Below are 19661 nucleotides of genomic sequence, written 5' to 3'. Positions count from 1 at the left end.
CGTCCTCGGTTGCCGAACAGGCTCGATATGTGTCCGGGTGGGGCGACTCCGCGAGCCGCACAGGATGCGTGGGCAAGATGAACACAGCCCGTCCGGCGTTTGAGGACGAGCCGAAAGGCGATCGACGGTATGCCACGCCGTGGGGTATTAGTGACACAGCCCGAGGCCCCCGGCCAGAAAGGCGCACGAACGGGTGTCTGGGCTCCGGAAGTTGTCGTAGTGTCGCCTGAGTCGTTCCGTCAAGGGCGCGCGGGTGCGCCGGGACGTACGGGCCGGGTCGTCAAGGGGAGGGGTTCACGGACATGGCGGCGGTATTCGGCAGTCGGGTGCGCAGGACCGCGGTGACCACCGCGGTCGCCGCCGCCGCGGTGGCGGCGCTGGCCGCCTCGCAGGCCCCGGGCGTGACCAACGACCAGGCGCGGGACGACCGGGCGGGTGCCGCGGACACCACGCCGTCGCCGGACGGCGACTCCGCCACCGGTGACTCGCCGTACTACACGGACCTCCCGCCGCTGCACAGCCCCGTCCCGCCGAGCTCCAAGCCCGGTGGCGGCGTGGCCATAGGCGACAAGGAGGCGGGCCTGCCGGCCACGGTCCTCGACGCGTACAAGAAGGCCGAAGCGGCCGTGCGCACGTCCCGGCCCGGCTGCAACCTGCCCTGGCAACTGCTCGCCGCCATCGGCAAGGTCGAGTCCGGCCAGGCCCGCGGCGGCCGCGTCGACGCCGACGGCACGACCCTCACGCCCATCCTCGGCCCGGTCCTCGACGGCAACGGCTTCGCGAAGATCACCGACACCGACCGCGGCGCCTTCGACGGCGACACCACGCACGACCGCGCCGTCGGCCCGATGCAGTTCATCCCCTCGACGTGGGCGAGCTGGCAGCAGGACGGCAACGCCGACGGCAAGAAGGACCCGAACAACATCTACGACGCCGCGCTCGGCGCCGCCCACTATCTGTGCGCGGGCGGCCGCGACCTCGCCGACAAGGACGACCTGCACGCGGCGATCCTCAGCTACAACCGCTCCACGGAGTACCTGAACACGGTCCTGTCGTGGCTGGAGTACTACCGCAAGGGCACCCACGAGGTCCCCGACGGCACCGGCGTCCTGCCCGACGACCGCAGCGACGAGAACCGGCCCTCGCCCGGCGCGTCGAACCCGCCCCTGACGCCCACGCCGCCGCCGAGCACCACCCCGCCGAAGCCGCTGCCCAAGCCCCACGAGCCCGGCAAGACGCCCGGTGGGGACAAGCCCGGTACCCACCCCGGGACCCCGAAGCCGCCGGACAAGCCCAACGAGCCCAAGCCCCCGAAGCCGCCCAAGCCCTCGCCGTCCGAGCAGGTCAGCCGCCTCGAGAACGCGGGTGCCGCGGAGCTGACGGCGACCGCGGGCGACGCCTTCGCCGGGCGGGTCGCGGCCAAGGCGGAGAACCGCACCGGCCTCGGCGTGCCCAAGGTCAAGGTCCGGTTCACCATCTCCGGTGACACGGACACCCGGTTCGAGGGCGGCGCGCGCAGCGTCACCGTCACCACGACCGGCACCGGCACGGCCACGGCACCCGTCATCGAGGCGGGCGAGCGGACCGGCGAGTTCACCGTCCGCGCCCGGGTCGTGGACCGCTCCCTGACCGCCGTCGAGGTCCCCGCGACCGTCACCGCACGTCAGGCCGACAAGCTGGCGCGCACCAGCGACAAGGCGCTCGTCTGCGAGACCGGCAAGGAGTTCGCCGACCAGGTGGAGGTCAAGGCGACGTACAAGGGCGAGAGCGCCGCGGGCGTCGCCGCCACCGCCACGATGATCAAGTCGGCGCAGGACGGCACCGCCGCCGACAAGGGCCCCTACTTCAAGGGCGCGGACGGCAAGCCCGTACGCACCCTCAAGGGCCTCAAGACCGACGAGGACGGCAAGCTGCTGCTTCCGAAGATGTACGCCGACGACACCGCCGGGACGTACCTCCTGCGGATCGTCACCAACGGCGGCGCCACGCTCACCGTCGAACTGAAGGTGGCCGCGCCCGCCTCGCCGTCCGCCTCGCCGACCGAGTCCGCCTCGCCGACCGCGTAAGCAGCCACCCGCCCGCGCCCCGGCGCGAGCGCCGCCCGCACGCAGCACCCGACCGCCTCCGGCCCGCAACGGGCCGGAGGCGGTCGCCGTGTGTGCAACGTGTTCTCATCTGGCCTGTCCGTTGCTACGGTGCCCCCGCCCTGACGCAGAGTCAGTTCCCGGTTCCGACCGCCTCGGGAGGCCCGCATGCGTGCCCTCATCGCCGCCGCCACCGGCCTCGCCGTCGCCCTCGCCCTGGTCCTCACGATCACGGCCATCGGCGCCCCGGCCGGCGAGACCTCGCCCAAGCCGCTGCTCACCACCGTCCCCAAGCACCCGTAGGGAGGGCCGAGATGCGCCGCAAGGCCAGCCTGGTCCTGCTCGCCTTCGCCGTGTTCTTCGCGGCCATGTCCCCGCTCATGCGCTGGTACGCCTTCCCGCGCCTCGCCAAGATCCCGCCGAGCCAGTACCAGGAGGCGGTCCTCGAGGCCAAGAACCCGACGCTCATCGACTACGGCACGATGAAGGCCAAGAAGGTCCCCAAGGTCACCATCGTGCAGACGCTCAAGGGCAACGTGGAGGCGTCCGAGAAGATCGAGAAGAGCGCCGACCGCGACGTCGTGGTCTGGGACGCCCTCTCCTACGTACAGGACGCCGAGGGCAAGATGGTCTCCAAGATCCCCGAGCGCTACATCTTCGACGCGCACAGCCAGGAACCGGTGCACGCCACCGGCGAGATGGTCGACGGCGACCCCGTCAAGCGCCAGGGCATCGAGTTCAAGTGGCCCTTCCTGACCGAGAAGCGCGACTACGAGTACTTCGACGCGCAGGCCCGCATCACCAGGCCCATCCACTACAAGGGCACCCAGGACTTCCGCGGCGTCGAGGTCTACTACTTCGAGCAGACCATCCCCTGGACCAAGGTCCCCTTCCCCAAGACGATGCCGGTCAAGGGCATCACTCCGGAGTCCCTCGCCAAGACCGGCACCACCCGCTGGTACACCACGGTCCGCAAGTTCTGGGTCGACCCGACCACCGGGGCACCCGTCTACGGCGAGGAGATCCAGCGCAACGAACTGCGCGGCGGCACCCTGCTCGGCGGCCGCGACAAGGTCACGGTCTTCGCCGGGCACGTGAAGATGCGCGAGGACTACATCAAGAGCACGGTCGACCTGGTCAAGTCCCAGCGCGTCCTGGTGCTCCTGCTGACCTCGTACCTCCCCTGGGGCTTCCTGGGGCTCGGCGTGCTGCTGCTCGCGCTGTCCCTCTGGCTGGAGGCCCGCAGCCGCAGGCCGGGCGACCCGGCACCGGCGGCGGAAGCGGAGCCCGAGCCGCAGCCGGCCAACGCGTGAGCCCGGGCCCGCCCCGGCTCACCCCTGCTGGGCGCGCTCCTGCCGGGCCTTGGTGTACCGGGTCGGTGCCGCACCGGCCGGATCCTCCGGCCACGGGTGCTTGGGGTAGCGCCCGCGCAGCTCGGCGCGGACCGCGCGGTAGCCGTCGCGCCAGAAGGAGGCGAGGTCGGCGGTGACGGCGGCCGGGCGCCCCGCGGGCGAGAGCAGATGCACGAGGAGCGGTACGCCCGCCACGCGCGGGGTGTCGTCGAGCCCGAACATCTCCTGCAACTTCACGGCGAGAACGGGCTGCTCGGGATCGGTGTAGTCGACCCGCACCCGTGACCCGCTCGGCACCTCCACCCGCTCCGGCGCGAGCGCGTCCAGGCGGACCGCCTCGCCCGTGGCCCACGGCAGCAGCCGCGTGAGGGCCTGCCCGGCGTCGATCCGGCCCAGGTCGGCGCGGCGCCGGGCCCGGCCGAGCTCGGGTTCCAGCCAGTCGTCGGCGCGCTCAAGGAGCGCCGCGTCCGACACGTCCGGCCAGGGCTCCCCGAGGTGCCGCCGGAGGAACCGCAGCCGGTCGCGCAGGGCGACGGCGTCCCGGCTCCACCGCACCAGCCCGAGCCCCTCGCGCCGCAGCCCCTCAAGCAGCCCTTCCCGTACGAGACCGGGGTCCGGCTCCTTGATCGGCCGCACCACGAGCTCCACCGCACCGAGCCGCTCCACGCGCCGCGCCACCAGATCCCCGTCGGCCCACGCGACCTCGTCGCGCTCGGCGTGCGCCGACGCGGCGGCCGCCCGCGCGACGCCCTCGTCGACGACGGCCCCGAGCCGCACCCGCGCGTGCCCCGCCCCCGCGGCCCGGTCGGCCACGGCCACAGCGACCCAACCGGCCCCCGCGAGCCCCGACCCACCCCCGACCTCGGCCCGGGTCCCCCCGACCATCAGGTACGTCCCGTCGTCGGTGCGGCGGGCGATGCGCTCGGGGAAGGCGAGGGCGGCGACGAGGCCGACGACGAGGTCGTCGGGGGCCTTCTCCTGGGGGGCGGCGGCGTTCGCGTCCGGGGGCCCCGAGCGACGGGGGTCGGGTCCGGCTTGGGGAGCGTCGGCGCTCGGTACCCCCGGTTCCGAGTCATGGGCGGGTGGGTGGGAGATGTCCCGCGCCGAAGGCGCGGGCGCCGACGCGGCGGTTGGGTCGACGGTGCCGCCGGTGCGGGGCGTGGCGTGGGTCGGCGGAGTCCCGACGGGGCCGGGTTCGCCCGGTTCCGAGTGCCGTGCGGGCGCCGACGCGGTGGTGGCGTCCACGGCGCCCCCGGCAAGGGGCGCGGCATCGGTCGGCCCGGAGCCGCCGGAGGACGCGGAGACGGCCGACGTGAGGCGCCCCACCTCGCCCCGCCAGCGCGCGGCATAGGCGTCGGCGCCCCGCCGGGCGGCTCGCAGCCCCGCCGCCAGGTCGTCCCCGTACTCCCGGGGAGGCTCCTCGCTGAGCAGGGCGACGGCCTCCGCGGCCCGCCGGGCGCCGACCCGGGGCGCGGCGTCCAGGAGGGCCCGGGCGAGCCGCGGATGCACCCCGGCCCGGGACAGCCGTACGCCCCGCTCGGTGACCCGCCCCGTCACCCCGTCCACCGCGCCGATCGCCACGAGCACGTCCCGCGCGGCGGCCATCGCCCCGGCGGGCGGCGCGTCGAGCAGGGCGAGCCCGGCCGCGCCGGGGTCTCCCCAGACCGCGGCCTGGAGCGCGAACGCCGTCAGGTCGGCCACCTTGATCTCCGGCGAGGGGAACCGCGGCAGGCGCCCGTCCTCCGCCTCCGCCCAGCACCGGTACACCGCCCCCGGCGCCTCCCGCCCGGCCCGCCCCGCCCGCTGCCGCCCGGCGGCCTGCGAGGCCCGCACGGTGGTGAGGGAGCTGAGCCCGCGCGCATGGTCGACCCGCGGCTCACGCGCGAGCCCGGAGTCGACCACGATCCGCACCCCCGGCACCGTCAGGGACGACTCGGCCACGGACGTCGCGAGGACGACGCGGCGCCGCTCACCGCCCGCGAGGACCGCGTCCTGCACGGCGGCCGGAGCGCGCCCGTGCACCTGAAGCACCTCGACGCCGCCCGGATCCCCCAGCTGCCCGGCCACCCGCCCGATCTCGCCGACCCCGGGCAGGAAGCACAGCACGTCCCCGTCCCGCTCCCGCAGCGCCCGCCGCACCACCGACGCCGTGTGCGTGAGCAGCGCCGGATCCACGCGCATGCCGTGCGGCGGCCGTACGGGCCGCGCGGGCGGCGCCCACACCACGTCCACGGGGTGCGCGGTCCCCGCCGCCTCCACCACGGGGGCACCGCCGAGGATCCGCGCCCACCCCTCGGCGTCCGTCGTCGCGGACGCGGCCACGAGCCGCAGCTCGGGCCGCAGCGTCTCGCGCACGTCGACCAGGAAGGCCGCGACCGTGTCCGCGTCCAGATGCCGCTCATGGCACTCGTCGATCACCACGGCGTCGACCCCGCCGCCACCCGCGAGCTCCTGGTCCCGCTGGAGGCGCTGGAGCAGCACCCCGGTCGTGACGACCTCCACGCGCGTGTGCGGGCCCACCACGCGCTCCCCGCGCACCGTGTAGCCGACGCTCCGGCCGACCTTCTCGCCGAGCAGCCACGCCATCCGCCGTGCGGCGGCCCGGGCGGCGATGCGCCGCGGCTCGGCGACCACGACGCGGCGTACCGCACCGTCCCCGGCACCTCCGGCACCGAGGCCGGGCACGAGACCCGCGAGCGTCAGCGGCACGAGCGTCGTCTTGCCCGTGCCGGGCGGCGCGCACAGCACGGCGCACCCCGGCCCCTCCAGGGCATCGCGCAGGGCGGGCAGCGCGTCGCGCACGGGCAGTCTCAGGGCGTCGTCACGGATCACGCCCCCAGTCTCGTACGCCGGCGCCCACCGCCGGAACCGAGGCCGAACCGAGGCCGCGGGACCGCCTCAGCCCCGCCCGCACAAGCCCGCGCGAGCCCGCACAAGGAGGACGGCCTCAGTCCCGCTCGCACACGAAGATCGCCGTCCCGGGGATGAGGTTCCCGCGCAGCGGGGACCAGCCGCCCCACTCCTGGGTGTTCCATGCCGGCCACTCCGGCTCCACCAGGTCCACCAGGCGGAACCCGCCCGCGACCACGTCCCGCACCCGGTCCCCGACCGTGCGGTGGTGCTCCACGTACACCGCGCGCCCCTGCTCGTCCTGCTCGACGTACGGCGTGCGGTCGAAGTAGGACGCCGCCACCGAAAGGCCCTCGGGGCCCGGCTCGTCCGGGAACGCCCAGCGGATCGGGTGCGTGACGGAGAAGACGAACCGGCCGCCGGGACGCAGCACCCGATGCACGTCCCGGAGCACCCGCACCGGGTCGGCGACGAACGGCAGCGCCCCGTACGCGGAGCAGGCGAGGTCGAAGGAGCCGTCCGCGAACGGCAGCGCGCCCGCGTCGGCCTCCACCAGCGGCACCCGGGCCCCGAAGCCCTCCTGGATGCGCAGCGCGTGCTGGAGCTGGCGGTGGGAGAGGTCGAGGGCCACCGGCCGTGCGCCCTGCGCGGCGAGCCAGCGCGAGCACTGGGCCGCGCCCGCCCCGATCTCCAGGACGTCCTTGCCCTTCAGCTGCTCGGGCGGGCCGAGCAGCTCCGCCTCCACCTCGTCCAGCCCCTCCGGGCCCCACACGAAACGGTCGTCCCCGAGGAACGTGCCGTGCTCGATCTGGTAGTCGTCCGCGTTCCGGTCCCACCAGCCGCGATTGGCACGGCTGCTCTCCGTGACGTCGGCGTCGCGCCGGGTGGCCTCAGGTTCCGGTGCCTCGGGTGCGTCGGGCTCTTGGATGATCCGCTCCATCGTCGTTACTGTGCCGTCTGACGTCGTCGTTACGGTGGCGTCCGGCGTCGGCGAGTGCGTCGCGGCGGGGTGCGATGCGGCCGGTGTGGCCTCATGCAACACGTTTTGTGCCGGGTATGCGGCGATCCGCCCCGGGTGTGCGCCTTCGCGCATTGACCCTGTACGACAGCCCCCGTATGCTACAAGTTGCGCTGCGGGCCTGCGTTCCTCAGACATAGCAGGTTGCGCTCGCGTCTGTTGTATGTCCCCTCGGTTGTCGAGGCGCTTTCTGTTTCCTTCGGGAATCCAGGGATCCGCGTCTCCTAGGCTGTCCGGCTTCTGCAGAGCGAAACGGGCTCCGGCGTAAGCAGTACCTACGACTTCAATGTCCGTACCGGAGCCCTTTCCCACATGACGAGCAGCACCGAGACCACCGCCACCACTCCGCAGGTAGCGGTCAACGACATCGGTAACGAGGAAGCCTTCCTCGCCGCGATCGACGAGACGATCAAGTACTTCAACGACGGCGACATCGTCGACGGCGTCATCGTGAAGGTCGACCGGGACGAGGTCCTGCTCGACATCGGTTACAAGACCGAAGGCGTCATCCCGAGCCGCGAGCTCTCCATCAAGCACGACGTCGACCCCAACGAGGTCGTCGCCGTCGGTGACGAGATCGAGGCCCTTGTTCTCCAGAAGGAGGACAAGGAAGGCCGCCTGATCCTCTCGAAGAAGCGCGCCCAGTACGAGCGTGCCTGGGGCACCATCGAGAAGATCAAGGAAGAGGACGGGATCGTCACCGGTACCGTCATCGAGGTCGTCAAGGGTGGTCTCATCCTCGACATCGGCCTCCGCGGCTTCCTCCCGGCCTCCCTGGTCGAGATGCGCCGTGTCCGCGACCTTCAGCCCTACGTGGGCAAGGAGCTCGAGGCCAAGATCATCGAGCTGGACAAGAACCGCAACAACGTGGTCCTGTCCCGCCGTGCCTGGCTCGAGCAGACCCAGTCCGAGGTCCGCCAGACGTTCCTCACGACCCTGCAGAAGGGCCAGGTCCGCTCCGGCGTCGTTTCCTCGATCGTCAACTTCGGTGCGTTCGTGGACCTCGGCGGCGTCGACGGTCTCGTCCACGTCTCCGAGCTCTCCTGGAAGCACATCGACCACCCCTCCGAGGTTGTCGAGGTCGGCCAGGAAGTCACCGTCGAGGTCCTCGACGTGGACATGGACCGCGAGCGCGTCTCCCTGTCGCTCAAGGCGACGCAGGAAGACCCGTGGCAGCAGTTCGCCCGCACGCACCAGATCGGGCAGGTCGTTCCCGGTAAGGTCACCAAGCTCGTTCCGTTCGGTGCGTTCGTGCGCGTCGACGAGGGCATCGAGGGCCTGGTCCACATCTCCGAGCTGGCCGAGCGCCACGTGGAGATCCCGGAGCAGGTCGTCCAGGTCAACGACGAGATCTTCGTCAAGGTCATCGACATCGACCTCGAGCGTCGCCGGATCTCGCTGTCGCTGAAGCAGGCCAACGAGTCCTTCGGCGCCGACCCGTCGGCCGTCGAGTTCGACCCGACCCTGTACGGCATGGCCGCGTCCTACGACGACCAGGGCAACTACATCTACCCCGAGGGCTTCGACCCCGAGACCAACGACTGGCTCGAGGGCTACGAGACCCAGCGCGAGGCCTGGGAGACCCAGTACGCCGAGGCGCAGCAGCGCTTCGAGCAGCACCAGGCTCAGGTCATCAAGTCCCGCGAGGCCGACGCCCAGGCGGCGGCCGAGGGTGGCAACGAGGCTCCGGCCGGTGCGGCTCCCGCCGCCTCCGGCGGTGGCTCGTACTCCTCCGAGGGCCCGGACAACTCCGGTGCGCTTGCTTCGGACGAGGCGCTTGCCGCTCTGCGCGAGAAGCTGGCCGGCGGCCAGTCCTGACCGCGCGCCGCTCTCTTAGGCGGTAGCTGAGCACTGTGGGCCCGCACCTTTTGGTGCGGGCCCACAGTGTTTTTTGCGCCCCGCGGGGGTGTGTTGTCTCTGCGGGTTCGTGGGGGCTTGGCGCGCAGTTCCCCGCGCCCCTTACGGGGCTCGGTGCCGTGTGCCCCGGGGTGGCCCTTACGGGGCTACGGGGTTACCGGGACGTTGGTGAGGCCCTTGCCGCCCTTGACCGTGTTGCTTGCGTGGACCGTTGTTTTGCAGCTTGAGCTGTTGTTCGTCACGTTGATCGCCAGTTGCGTGTCGCCGGACGCGCCCGTCAGGTCGGACTTGTTGCCGCGGAAGACCGTGCCGCAGCCCCAGCCCGACTGCTGGGTGTGGGTCTCGAAGCCGTTGTTCGTTGTGTTCTTGCCGGTGTTGCCCTCGATGACGTAGTCGTTGCCCTTCACGTCGATCCACGAGTCGTCGTAGTTGTTGCCGGTCAGGCCCTTGCCGTCGAAGGTGTTGCCGGAGACCTCGCCGTTCCTCGTGCCCTCCTTGAGGTCGATCGCCTCACCGCCCACGTCCGGGCCGATGACGTTGTTCAGGATCTGTACGTTGTCGCTCTTGTCGGAGAGGCCGCCCGCGCTGCCGACGTACACGCCCTCGCCCATGCCGCGGTTGTCGTTGCCCGTGTCGTAGATCCTCGAGTTCTTGATCACGCCGTCGGGGCTCGACTTGCGGAAGTGGACGCCCTCCATGTCCAGGCGGTGGACCGTCACGCCGTCCACCACGACCCCCCGCGCGGAGTCGATCATGATGCCCTTCTGGCCGCCGGTGACGGTGATGCCCTTGACGGTCCAGTACGAGGCGCCGTTCAGGTGCAGCCCGTAGCCGCCGCCCGCGGTGAGGACGGCCTTCGATGAGCCGGTGAGCGTGATGCGGGAGCCGGAGCTCGCGGCGGTCGAGGTCTTGAAGTTCCCCGAGTACGTGCCGTCGGCGAGGTGGATCGTGTCGCCCGGGCCCGCCGAGCCGAGCGCCGACTTCAGCTGGGCGGCCGTGGAGACCTCGATGGTGGCGGCCGGGCGGGGGGCCGAGGGCGCCGGGGTCGCGTACGCGGCCGCGGTGAGGCCGCCCGCGGCGGTGGTGGCGGCGAGCGCGGCGATGAGGAAGCGGGTGCGCATCGTGGGGTTGCCTTCCCGTTGGGGCTGCTCTGATGAGTGAGTGGGTTCTTGTACGTGAACTCTGGACTTCAGTCTGAACACTGCACTGCTTCGTGACGGTAAAGGCGGGGCATGTTCGCGTCAAGGTCTGTACCTGGAGGGGTGAAATCAAGGCGCCGGGAGCGGGGTGTGCTGTGAACTCCCTGTGGTGTCCGAGGAGTTCAAGGATGGGAACCGTGGCGGCGGACCGGTAGGAAACGGATCAGCCGTGGCTGTGAATGTGCGGCGAGGGGAATGCCCGCCCCTCGGGGCGCGTTCTGCTCAATGAACACGAGGGGAGCGGTCACAGTGCTAGATCCGCAGGGTTTGTACGCATGGGAGCCGAAGGGCCTGGCTGTTGTCGACATGGCACTCGCCCAGGAGTCGGCCGGCCTGGTCATGCTCTACCACTTCGACGGATACATCGACGCGGGCGAGACCGGCGACCAGGTCGTCGAGCGGCTCGTGGACAGCCTTCCCGGGCAGGTCGTCGCGCGCTTCGACCACGACCGGCTCGTGGACTACCGCGCCCGGCGCCCGCTGCTCACGTTCCGGCGCGACCGCTGGAGCGACTACGAGGTGCCGACGCTGGACGTCCGCCTCCTCCAGGACGCCACCGGCGCGCCCTTCCTGCTGCTCTCCGGCCCCGAGCCGGACATAGAGTGGGAGCGCTTCGCCGCGGCCGTCAGGGAGATCGTCGAACGGCTCGGCGTGCGGCTCTCGGTGAACTTCCACGGCATCCCCATGGGCGTACCGCACACGCGCCCCGTCGGCCTCACCCCGCACGGCAACCGCACGGACCTGGTGCCGGGCCACGCCAGCCCCTTCGACGAGGCGCAGGTGCCCGGCAGCGCGGAGGCGCTGGTCGAGTACCGCCTCGCGGAAGCGGGCCACGACGTACTCGGCGTCGCCGCGCACGTCCCGCACTACATCGCCCGCTCGACCTACCCGGACGCCGCCCTGACCGTCCTGGAGGCCATCACCGCCGCCACCGGCCTGGTGCTCCCCGGCGTCGCGCACGCGCTGCGCACGGAGGCGCACCGCACCCAGACCGAGATCGACCGGCAGGTCCAGGAGGGCGACGAGGAACTGGTCGCCCTCGTCCAGGGACTTGAGCACCAGTACGACGCGGCTGCGGGCGCCGACGCGCGCGGCAACATGCTCGCCGAGCCCGTGGACATCCCGTCCGCGGACGAGATCGGGCGCGAGTTCGAGCGCTTCCTCGCCGAGCGCGAGGGCGACGGCTGAGGGTCGGCGGCGCTGTGTCGGCGGTCGCTGGTCGGGGGTCGCTGATCGAGGGGGCGAAGGGGCTTGTGGGGGCCGGGGGACGGGTGAGGGCCGGGGTTCCGGCAGACACGGGGAAGGCGGGCGCATAAGCTGCCGGTCATGCTGAAAGTGGGGCTGACCGGCGGGATCGGTGCCGGCAAGAGTGAAGTGTCACGGCTGCTCGTCGAACGGGGCGCCGTGCTCGTCGACGCCGACCGCATCGCCCGCGAGGTGGTGGCGCCCGGCACCGAGGGCCTGGCCGCGGTCGTGGAGACCTTCGGCCCCGGGATCCTCGCCGCCGACGGCTCCCTCGACCGCCCGAAGCTCGGCGCGATCGTCTTCGCCGACCCGGAGAAGCTGGCCGCGCTCAACGCGATCGTGCACCCCCTGGTGGGCGCCCGCTCCGCGGAACTGGAGCGCGCCGCGGCCGCGGCCGCCGACGACACGGTGGTCGTGCACGACGTGCCGCTGCTCGCCGAGAACGGCCTCGCGCCGCTGTACGACGTCGTGGTCGTCGTCGACGCCCGCCCCGAGACCCAGCTCGACCGCCTGGTGCGGCTGCGCGGCATGACCGAGGACGACGCCCGCGCGCGGATGACCGCCCAGGCGACCCGCGAGAAACGCCTGGAGATCGCCGACCTCGTCATCGACAACGACGGGCCCCTGGAGCGCCTCGTGCCGCGCGTCGACGAGGTGTGGCGGGACCTGCGGCAGCGGGCCCGGGCGGCGTAGCGCGCGACGGGCGGGGAGAGCGGCGAGAAGGGCGGGTCTTGTGGTCGTACTGGCGGCGTTCACCACCCTGGGCGGGCTCGTCGCGCTGCTCGCGGGCGCGTACGGGCTGCAGCGCACCCGGCACCTCACCGAGGCCGGCGAGATCGCGGACGCCCTGGTCAAAGCGGTGCTGCAAGGCGCCGACCGGCCGACCCTGCAGTTCGAGACCGCCGACGGGCGGGTCCTCGAAGTCGTCTCGCCGGTGCCCCCGAACCGGCGGCGGCCCCTGCGCGCCGGGGAGCGCGTGCGCATCGCCTACGACGCCGACGACCCGCGCGAGGTCGTGCTCATCGGCCGGGAACGGCGCGGCCTCGACCGGGCGTTCGTCGCCGCGGGCGCGAGCCTGGTGATCGTGGGGCTCGCACTGGGGATGACGGGCTGACCCCCGGGACCCGCCCGGGCACGTGTGCCCCGTCCGTGTGCCCCGTCCGGCCTCGGAATACGCCGGATCGGGTGGTGTGTTGACGCTGAGGAGTGAGGGAAGGAGTCCGGCGTGCCCGAAAGCAGCCCGGAAAGCCATGTCATCGACTTCCGCGCGGCCGAGCAACTGCTCGCCGCACGGGATCCGCGGGGTGCGGTGAAGCTGCTCGACTCCGTCATCGCCTCCCATCCGGAGAACACCGCGGCGCGGCTCCTGCGTGCCCGCGCGTTCTTCGCCTCCGCCCAACTGCGCGCCGCCGAGCTGGAGTTCAGCATCGTCCTGGAGCGCGAGCCGGACAACGCGTTCGCGCACTTCGCCCTCGCCCGCACCTACGAGCGCGCCGCCAAGCCCGACCAGGCCCGCCGCCACTTCCGGCTCGCCGCCGCGCTCGACCCGCAGCCGGAGTATCTGGCGGCCGCGCGGTTCGACGAGGACGCGGGCGGCGCCGGGGGCGCGGGCGGCTAGGTCCTCGGGGGGTCGTACGGCGGCACGTCCCGGCCCGGCTGGTAGTGCGGGCCCTGGCGGATGTGCCGTACGACCAGCGCCATGTCGACGACCACCACGAGCCACAGCACCCCGCACGCCACCGCCCACGCGGGGCGCCCGGCGAGCGCGAACGCCACCGTCCCCGCGGCCGCCCACACCAGCCCCCATACGCTGAACCAGAAGCGCATACGCAGCGGACTGCGCGCGGTCACCGGTTCACTGCCTGTGCGCATGGGAACGTCATCTCCTCCTTCCAGGGTCCACCCGGTACGGGGCGAACGGAAGGGCCGACGAAGGGGCAGGTGGAGCCGTGCTGGACGCACTGCGGGCCGGGGCCGAGCACGACGAGGCGCTCGCCGCCTGGCTGAAGGGCCTTGACGACCCGGGCGCGCCGGTCGCCGACGTCGTCCTGCCCGACGTCGACGAACTGCCCGACGTCCTCCTCGACCTCGCCGTGCCGCACGAGGACATCAACGCGCTGCTCGGCCTGCGGGCGCGGATCCTCGACGACCCGGACGCACGTTGGCTCCTCGCCCGGGCCGTCGGCGCGCTGCTGTCGGACCTGGGCGGGCCCGGGGTCGAGGTGCGGCTCCCCGTCCTGCCCGCGAGCCTCGGTGAGCTGGGCCGCTGCTTCCACGTCTTCGTCTTCGTCGCCGCGCTGCCCGCCGTGCGGGACCTTCACCGGCGCCACGGCATCCCCGACGACGTGTCCCGGCGCACCCTCGCCGACCTGGGGCGGCACATGGCCGTCCACCGCAGGCGCCACGGCACCCGGGGCGTGCCCGTGCCCGGCTGGCACGCGCTGCACTTCCGCGGTGAGCTCTACCAGTTGGGGCGGCTGCAGTTCCAGCGGGCGGTGCTCGGGGAGCGGATGGCGGCCGCCGTCGCCGCCGCGGGGCTCCGGGGCGACGCCGGGGATCTCTGTCTGAGCGTGCACATCCCCGACTTCCTCGGGCCGATGTCCGAGGCCGCGTGCGACCGGTCCGTCGAGTGGGCCCGGGAGTTCTTTCCCCGGCACTTTCCCGGGGAGCGGTACGACGTGGTCGTCTGCCACTCGTGGCTGCTCGATCCGCAGTTGAAGCGGTATCTGCCGGGGGCGGCCAACATCGTGCGGTTCCAGGAGCGGTTCCGGCTCGCGGAGACGTATGCCGGGCAGGAGCCCGACGACAGGTTGCCCGTGGGGTTCGTCTTCGGGGACCGGGAGCTGGACGTGGCGGGGCTGCCTCGGCGGACGCGGGTGGAGCGGGCCGTGGGGGATCACTTGCGGGGTGGGGGGCATTGGTACGAGGGGCATGGGTGGTTTCCGCTGGGGCGTCCCTCGGGCCGGAGGCCTTAGCGGACGTCCTGTGCGGGTGGGGCAGCCCCCGCCGAATCGGCGCTTCGCGCCTCGTCCTCAATCGCCGGACGGGCTGAGATCCTCGCCCGCGTCCACCGGCCTCGGCGTGGCCGAAAGTGTCGGGCCCGTGCGGGAGTTGAGGGCGCGTAGACGGTCCATGTCGCGGCGGTCGCGTTTGGTGGGGCGGCCCGTGCCCCGGTCGCGGATGCCCGCGGGGGCCACGGCCTCGCGCGGGGGCGGGGGCGGGCTGTTGTCCACGTAGCACTCGACGGCCACGGGGGCGCCGACCCGCTTGCGGATGACGCGCTTGACGATCACGACGCGCTCGCGGCCGCCGGCCTGGCGCAGTCGGACCTCGTCACCCTCCTTCACGCCGTACGCGGGCTTCACGCGTTCGCCGTTGACCCGTACGTGGCCGCCCTTGCAGGCCGCCGCGCCCGTCGAGCGGGTCTTGACCAGTCGTACGGACCAGATCCAGCTGTCGACGCGCACGGTGCCGCCGCCCGTACCCGGTGAAGTCTCCGAAGCCATGCGTCGACCTTAGTGCGGCATCGGTGCGGGGAGCCCGGCCGCCCGGCGAGCCGTCCGGAATCCGCGAGCCACCGCACTCGATAATTCGGGCTATTCGTAGCAAATCGCTTACTTCGTTCGCCCTCAGATCGCAGAGGTGCCGCCCATGACGCCCGAAGAGCTCGCCACCACGGTCGACGGACTGATGGACGGCCTGCGCGCCGACCTCGTCCGGCTCGCCGAGATCCCCTCCATCGCCTTCCCCGGGTTCCCGGACGGACCGGTCCAGGAAGCGCACGACCTGGTCGCGGAGCTGCTGCGCGACGCCGGTGTGCCGCACGTCGAGCGCCTCGACCTGCCGGACACCGCACCCGTGGTCTACGGCGAGATCCCGCCACCGGATCCCGGCGCCCCGACCGTGCTGCTCTACGGGCACTACGACGTCCAGCCGCCCGGCGACGAGAAGCTGTGGCGGTCGCCGCCGTTCGAGCCGACACCCATCGACGGGGGCGGGGACGGCGACGGGCTGCGGGCGCGCGGCATCGCCGACGACAAGTCCAACGTCATCGCCCATGTCGGGATGCTGCGGGCCTACGGAGGGCGGCCGCCCGTCGGCGTCAAGATCGTCATCGAGGGGCAGGAGGAGTACGGCAGCGCCTTCGACGGCTATCCGCCCACCGACCCCGACCGCTTCGCCTGTGACGCCATGGTCATCGCCGACCTCGGCAACCTTCGCCCCGGCACCCCCACCCTCACCACCGGCCTGCGTGGCGCGGCCGAGGTCCTCGTCGAGGTGCGCACGCTGGCCGAGCCGCGGCACAGCGGTGAGTTCGGCGGCGCCGCACCCGACGCGCTGCTCGTGCTGCTCAAGGCGCTCGCCACGCTGCACGACGTGCACGGGGACGTCGCCGTCGAGGGGCTGCGGCGGGAGGAGTGGGCCGGGACCTCGTACACGGAAGAGGAGTTCCGGGCGCTCGCCGGGGTGTGCGAGGGGATGCCGCTCATCGGCAGCGGCGGGCTCGGGGAACGGCTGTGGAGCGGGCCCGCGATCACCGTGATCGGTCTGGACGCGCCGAGCGTCGAGCACGCGGCGTCGGCGGTCGTGCCGTACGCCCGCGCCAAGCTGAACCTGCGGTTCCATCCCCGGCAGGACCCGGTGGAGGCGCGGGCACGGCTCGTCGACCACCTGCGCTCGCTGCGGCCCTTCGGCGTCCCGCTGACCGTCACCCCCGGCGACACCGGCCCCGGCTACGAGGCCGAGACCGGCGGGCCCGCCTACCGCGCCGCGCTCACCGCCCTCAAGGAGGCCTGGGGCAGGGAGGCCGCGTACGTGGCGACCGGCGGGTCCATCCCGCTCGTCAACGGGCTCGCGCAGGCGGCACCCGGCGCCGAGGTCCTGCTGTTCGGCGCCCAGGACAGCATGTGCAACCTGCACGCGCCCAACGAGCGCGTGCTGCTCTCGGAGCTGCGCGACACGGTGGTCGCGATGGGCGCGTTCGTACGGGAGTACGCGTCCGCCGCGCGCGGCAGTGACGGGAGCCGCGCGTGAGCACCACCACGACCGAGCCGGGCACCGAAGAGCCCGCGCCCAAGAGCAGGTTCACCTTCCCCAGCGCCCTCACCGTGCTTGCGATCGTCACCGTCGCCGTGTGGCTGCTCGCCTTCCTGGTGCCGCCGGGCGCCTACGACCGCAACGACAAGGGCGCGCCCGTCCAGGGCAGTTACCACCGCGTCCCGGACGACCAGTCCTTCGTCGACCGCCTCAACGACCTCTTCCTCGCCCCCGTCAACGGCCTGTACGGCGTGCAGGACACCGAGTCGGGCCAGGTCGGCCCGGACCTGACCGGTGAGCTGTACGGCAGCGCGGGCGTCTTCCTCTTCGTCCTCGCCATCGGCGCGTTCATCACCGTCGTGTTCGCCACCGGCGCCCTCGACCGGGGCATCGGACGGCTCGCCCACCGGCTGCGCGAACGCGGCGCGATGCTCATCGCGGGCGTCATGGTGGTCTTCTCCGTCCTCGGCACCGTGGAGGGCTTCGCCGAGGAGACGCTGGGCTTCTACGGCCTGATCGTGCCGCTGATGCTCGCCCTCGGCTACGACCGGATGACCGCCGTCGGCGCGATCATCCTCGGCGCGGGCGTCGGCGTCCTCTGCTCGACCGTCAACCCCTTCGCCACCGGCGTCGCCTCGTCGGCGGCGGACATCTCGCTCGGCGACGGCATCGTCCTGCGGTTCGCGATGTGGCTGGTGCTCACGGGCGTCACGGTCGCCTACGTCATCCGGTACGCCCGGCGCGTACAGAAGGACCCCGAGCGGTCCCTGAGCGGGTTCCTGCCCGGCGACCGGGACGGCGCCGCCGCCGAGCAGTCCGGGGAAGTGCCCGAGCTGACCGGGCTGCACAAGGCCATCCTGGTCGTGGTCGCCCTGGTCTTCGCGTTCATGATCTTCTCGGTGGTGCCGTGGTCCAGCGCGCTGACGGGGGACGCGGACGCCGAGCCGTACGGCTTCGAACTCGGCTGGTCCTTCCCGCAGTTGGCCGCCCTGTTCCTGTGCGCGGCGGTCCTCGTGGGCCTGGTGGCACGGATGGGCGAGCAGAAGCTCAGCTCCACGGTCATCCAGGGGGCGGCGGACTTCATCTCGCCCGCCCTCGTCATCGTGCTCGCGCGCGGCGTCACGGTGATCATGAACAACTCGCGGATCACGGACACCGTGCTGCACTCGATCGAGGGGGTCGTGAAGGGCACCTCGTCGGGCGTGTTCGCGGTCATCGTGTTCCTGGTCAACCTTCCGCTCGCCTTCCTCATCCCCTCCACATCCGGGCACGCCACCCTCGCGATGCCCATCCTCGCGCCGCTCGCCGACTTCGCGGGCGTCTCGCGGTCCGTGGTCGTCACCGCCTGGGCCGCCGCCAGCGGCTGGATGAACCTGTGGGTGCCGACGACCGCCGTCACCATCGGCGGGGTCGCCCTCGCCAAGGTCGGCTACGACAAGTACCTGCGGTTCGTATGGCCGCTGCTCGCCATCCTGTTCGTGCTGATCTGTGGCTTCGTGGCCGTGGGCGCGGCGGTGACCTGAGGGCGGGCGCGGGGCCCCGGCGACCGGTCCGGCGGGGCGGAGCCCTCCCCTCGGACGGCTACCGTGCCGGGATGAGTCTTTACCCGGAGATCGAGCCGTACGACCACGGCATGCTCGACGTCGGCGACGGCAACCGCGTGTACTGGGAGGTCTGCGGCAACCCGCTCGGCAAGCCCGCCGTGCTCCTGCACGGCGGGCCCGGGTCCGGCTGCACCCCCGGATTCCGGCGCTACTTCGACCCCGACGCCTACCGGATCGTGCTGCTCGACCAGCGCGGCAGCGGGCGCTCCACGCCGCACGCCGGTGACCCCGACACCGACATGTCCGTCAACACCACCAAGCACCTGCTCGCCGACCTCGAACTGCTGCGGCGGCACCTGCGCGTCGAGCGGTGGCTCGTCTGGGGTGTCTCCTGGGGGTCGGTGCTCGGCCTCCGGTACGCCCAGACCTACCCCGACCGGGTCTCCGAGCTCGTCCTCACCGGCCTCGCCACCGGGAGCCAGGCCGAGGTCGATCTGCTCACCCGGGGGCTCGGGCGGGTCTTCCCCGAGGCGTGGGCGGACTTCAGGGACGGGGTGCCCGAGGCGGAGCGGGACGGGGATCTCGCCGGGGCCTACCTGCGGTTGCTGTCCTCCGGGGACGCGGAGGTGCGGGCGCGGGCCGCGCGGGCCTGGACCGACTGGGAGACCGCCGCCGCCATGGCCGCGCCGCGGTCCGTCGCCCGGTACGAGGACCCGGTGTTCCGGGCCGGGTTCGCCCGGACCGTCACCCACTACTTCGCCAACGGGCACTGGTTGGGGGAGGACGGGGTGGTGCTGCGGGACGCGGGGGCGTTGCGGGGGATTCCGGGGGTGGTGGTGCAAGGGAGTCTTGACTTCGGGAACTTGCTGGGAGTGCCTTGGCGCTTGCAGCGGGGCTGGGGGGACGGGGAGTTGGTCGTGGTGGGGGATGTGGGGCATGACGCGGGGGCTGTGGGGATCGCCTCTGCGGTTGTTCGGGCTACGGATGGGTTTCGGTAGGGCCTCGCGGGGGCGCCCCAGTCCCGCCCCTTTCCCTAAACCGGGGCTTCGCCCCTGGACCCCACGGGGTGGGTGTCCCCTTCGGGTGGGACGGGCCTCCGCCGAATCGGCGCTTCGCGCCTCGTCCTCAAGCGCCGGACGGGCTGAAATTCAGCCGGGGCGGGCCGGAAAGGTGCCACGGGGTGGGTTGGAGAGGCGCTGCGGGGCGGTCCGGAGAGGTGCTGCGGGGAGGGCCCGAGAGGCGCTGCGGGGAGGGCCCGAGAGGCGCTGGGCGTGAGCCGTTTCGGGGTTGAAGGTGCCGGGCTGTTGCTCAGGCGGTGCGAGTTTGGGCGGGTGGGTGGGAGAGAGCCTGTCCGGCGATTGAGGACGAGGCGCGGAGCGCCGGTTCGGGGGTGACCGCCGTCGGGGTGATTTTCCGGGGTGGGGGGCAGGTCGGGGGGAATGGTGGGCACGTTCTGCGCAATGTGCCGGGAGAGC

17 protein-coding genes are annotated in these 19661 nt (G+C 72.7%); 12 read left to right on the top strand and 5 right to left on the bottom strand.

Features of this window, described 5'->3' with window-relative positions; all coding sequences use genetic code 11:
• Positions 1 to 302: 302 nt before the first annotated feature.
• The 3 genes from ACFVHO_RS07280 (at position 303) to ACFVHO_RS07270 (ending at position 3397) form a co-directional block, all read left to right on the top strand.
• Positions 303 to 2066, top strand: a complete 1764-nt coding sequence (locus ACFVHO_RS07280) for a lytic transglycosylase domain-containing protein (RefSeq protein WP_385711104.1) — start codon at positions 303 to 305, stop codon at positions 2064 to 2066.
• Between the two features lie 186 nt (positions 2067 to 2252).
• On the top strand, positions 2253 to 2387 hold the full coding sequence (locus tag ACFVHO_RS07275; RefSeq protein ID WP_385711102.1) for an SPW_0924 family protein: 135 nt from the start codon (positions 2253 to 2255) through the stop codon (positions 2385 to 2387).
• Between the two features lie 11 nt (positions 2388 to 2398).
• Positions 2399 to 3397 (top strand): DUF3068 domain-containing protein, encoded by a 999-nt coding sequence (locus tag ACFVHO_RS07270; RefSeq protein WP_385711100.1) that lies wholly within the window; start codon positions 2399 to 2401, stop codon positions 3395 to 3397.
• A gap of 18 nt (positions 3398 to 3415) precedes the next feature.
• Here the strand turns inward: ACFVHO_RS07270 and ACFVHO_RS07265 are convergent, their stop codons facing one another.
• On the bottom strand, positions 3416 to 6268 hold the full coding sequence (locus ACFVHO_RS07265) for an ATP-dependent helicase C-terminal domain-containing protein (RefSeq protein ID WP_385711098.1): 2853 nt from the start codon (positions 6266 to 6268) through the stop codon (positions 3416 to 3418).
• A gap of 115 nt (positions 6269 to 6383) precedes the next feature.
• Positions 6384 to 7226 carry a class I SAM-dependent methyltransferase gene (locus ACFVHO_RS07260; RefSeq protein WP_385711096.1) on the bottom strand — a complete coding sequence of 281 codons (843 nt, stop codon included), beginning with the start codon at positions 7224 to 7226 and terminating at the stop codon, positions 6384 to 6386.
• A 390-nt stretch (positions 7227 to 7616) separates the two neighbouring features.
• Between ACFVHO_RS07260 and rpsA the strand changes: the two genes are divergently transcribed.
• Positions 7617 to 9122: a 30S ribosomal protein S1 gene (gene rpsA / locus ACFVHO_RS07255; RefSeq protein ID WP_030362924.1), complete on the top strand. Its 1506-nt coding sequence runs from the start codon at positions 7617 to 7619 to the stop codon at positions 9120 to 9122.
• Positions 9123 to 9307: 185 nt separating this feature from the next.
• On the opposite strand, the gene ACFVHO_RS07250 is transcribed toward rpsA, so the two are convergent.
• Positions 9308 to 10282 (bottom strand): sheath polysaccharide-degrading enzyme, encoded by a 975-nt coding sequence (locus tag ACFVHO_RS07250; RefSeq protein WP_385711094.1) that lies wholly within the window; start codon positions 10280 to 10282, stop codon positions 9308 to 9310.
• 327 nt (positions 10283 to 10609) lie between these two features.
• On the opposite strand from ACFVHO_RS07250, the gene ACFVHO_RS07245 reads away from it, so the two are divergent.
• The 4 genes from ACFVHO_RS07245 to ACFVHO_RS07230 all read left to right on the top strand — a co-directional run bounded on the left by ACFVHO_RS07245 (position 10610) and on the right by ACFVHO_RS07230 (position 13223).
• The gene (locus ACFVHO_RS07245) at positions 10610 to 11548 is read left to right on the top strand and encodes a PAC2 family protein (protein WP_385711092.1); all 939 of its coding nucleotides are present in this window, start codon (positions 10610 to 10612) and stop codon (positions 11546 to 11548) included.
• A 138-nt stretch (positions 11549 to 11686) separates the two neighbouring features.
• Entirely contained in the window at positions 11687 to 12298 is a 612-nt protein-coding gene (gene coaE, locus ACFVHO_RS07240) for a dephospho-CoA kinase (RefSeq protein ID WP_385711090.1), read from the top strand.
• Positions 12299 to 12338: 40 nt separating this feature from the next.
• A complete protein-coding gene (locus tag ACFVHO_RS07235) occupies positions 12339 to 12719 on the top strand; it encodes a DUF3592 domain-containing protein (protein ID WP_385711088.1) in 381 nt (126 codons plus the stop codon).
• A 111-nt stretch (positions 12720 to 12830) separates the two neighbouring features.
• Entirely contained in the window at positions 12831 to 13223 is a 393-nt protein-coding gene (locus tag ACFVHO_RS07230; protein WP_385711086.1) for a tetratricopeptide repeat protein, read from the top strand.
• Here ACFVHO_RS07230 and ACFVHO_RS07225 read toward each other — a convergent pair.
• Complete coding sequence (locus ACFVHO_RS07225; RefSeq protein WP_385711084.1) at positions 13220 to 13477, bottom strand: DUF6343 family protein; 258 nt, start codon at positions 13475 to 13477, stop codon at positions 13220 to 13222. The two genes, ACFVHO_RS07230 and ACFVHO_RS07225, sit on opposite strands and share 4 nt — an antisense overlap.
• Positions 13478 to 13554: 77 nt before the next feature.
• Between ACFVHO_RS07225 and ACFVHO_RS07220 the strand changes: the two genes are divergently transcribed.
• Positions 13555 to 14580, top strand: coding sequence for an acyltransferase domain-containing protein (locus ACFVHO_RS07220; protein WP_385711082.1), 1026 nt, complete (start codon positions 13555 to 13557; stop codon positions 14578 to 14580).
• Between the two features lie 57 nt (positions 14581 to 14637).
• On the opposite strand, the gene ACFVHO_RS07215 is transcribed toward ACFVHO_RS07220, so the two are convergent.
• The gene (locus ACFVHO_RS07215) at positions 14638 to 15111 is read right to left on the bottom strand and encodes an RNA-binding S4 domain-containing protein (protein ID WP_385711080.1); all 474 of its coding nucleotides are present in this window, start codon (positions 15109 to 15111) and stop codon (positions 14638 to 14640) included.
• A 145-nt stretch (positions 15112 to 15256) separates the two neighbouring features.
• Between ACFVHO_RS07215 and ACFVHO_RS07210 the strand changes: the two genes are divergently transcribed.
• The 3 genes from ACFVHO_RS07210 (at position 15257) to pip (ending at position 19184) form a co-directional block, all read left to right on the top strand.
• Positions 15257 to 16639, top strand: a complete 1383-nt coding sequence (locus ACFVHO_RS07210) for a M20/M25/M40 family metallo-hydrolase (RefSeq protein ID WP_385711078.1) — start codon at positions 15257 to 15259, stop codon at positions 16637 to 16639.
• Positions 16636 to 18165: a YfcC family protein gene (locus ACFVHO_RS07205; RefSeq protein WP_385711076.1), complete on the top strand. Its 1530-nt coding sequence runs from the start codon at positions 16636 to 16638 to the stop codon at positions 18163 to 18165. The genes ACFVHO_RS07210 and ACFVHO_RS07205 overlap by 4 nt, the downstream gene beginning before the upstream one ends.
• Positions 18166 to 18236: 71 nt before the next feature.
• The gene (pip, locus tag ACFVHO_RS07200; RefSeq protein ID WP_385711074.1) at positions 18237 to 19184 is read left to right on the top strand and encodes a prolyl aminopeptidase; all 948 of its coding nucleotides are present in this window, start codon (positions 18237 to 18239) and stop codon (positions 19182 to 19184) included.
• Positions 19185 to 19661 lie beyond the last annotated feature (477 nt).

The sequence above is a fragment of the Streptomyces sp. NPDC127108 genome (genome assembly GCF_042677545.1).
Classification (GTDB): Bacteria; Actinomycetota; Actinomycetes; order Streptomycetales; family Streptomycetaceae; genus Streptomyces.
The sequence above is the reverse complement of the archived record's forward strand: the minus strand, read 5'-3'. Positions and strand labels throughout refer to the sequence as shown.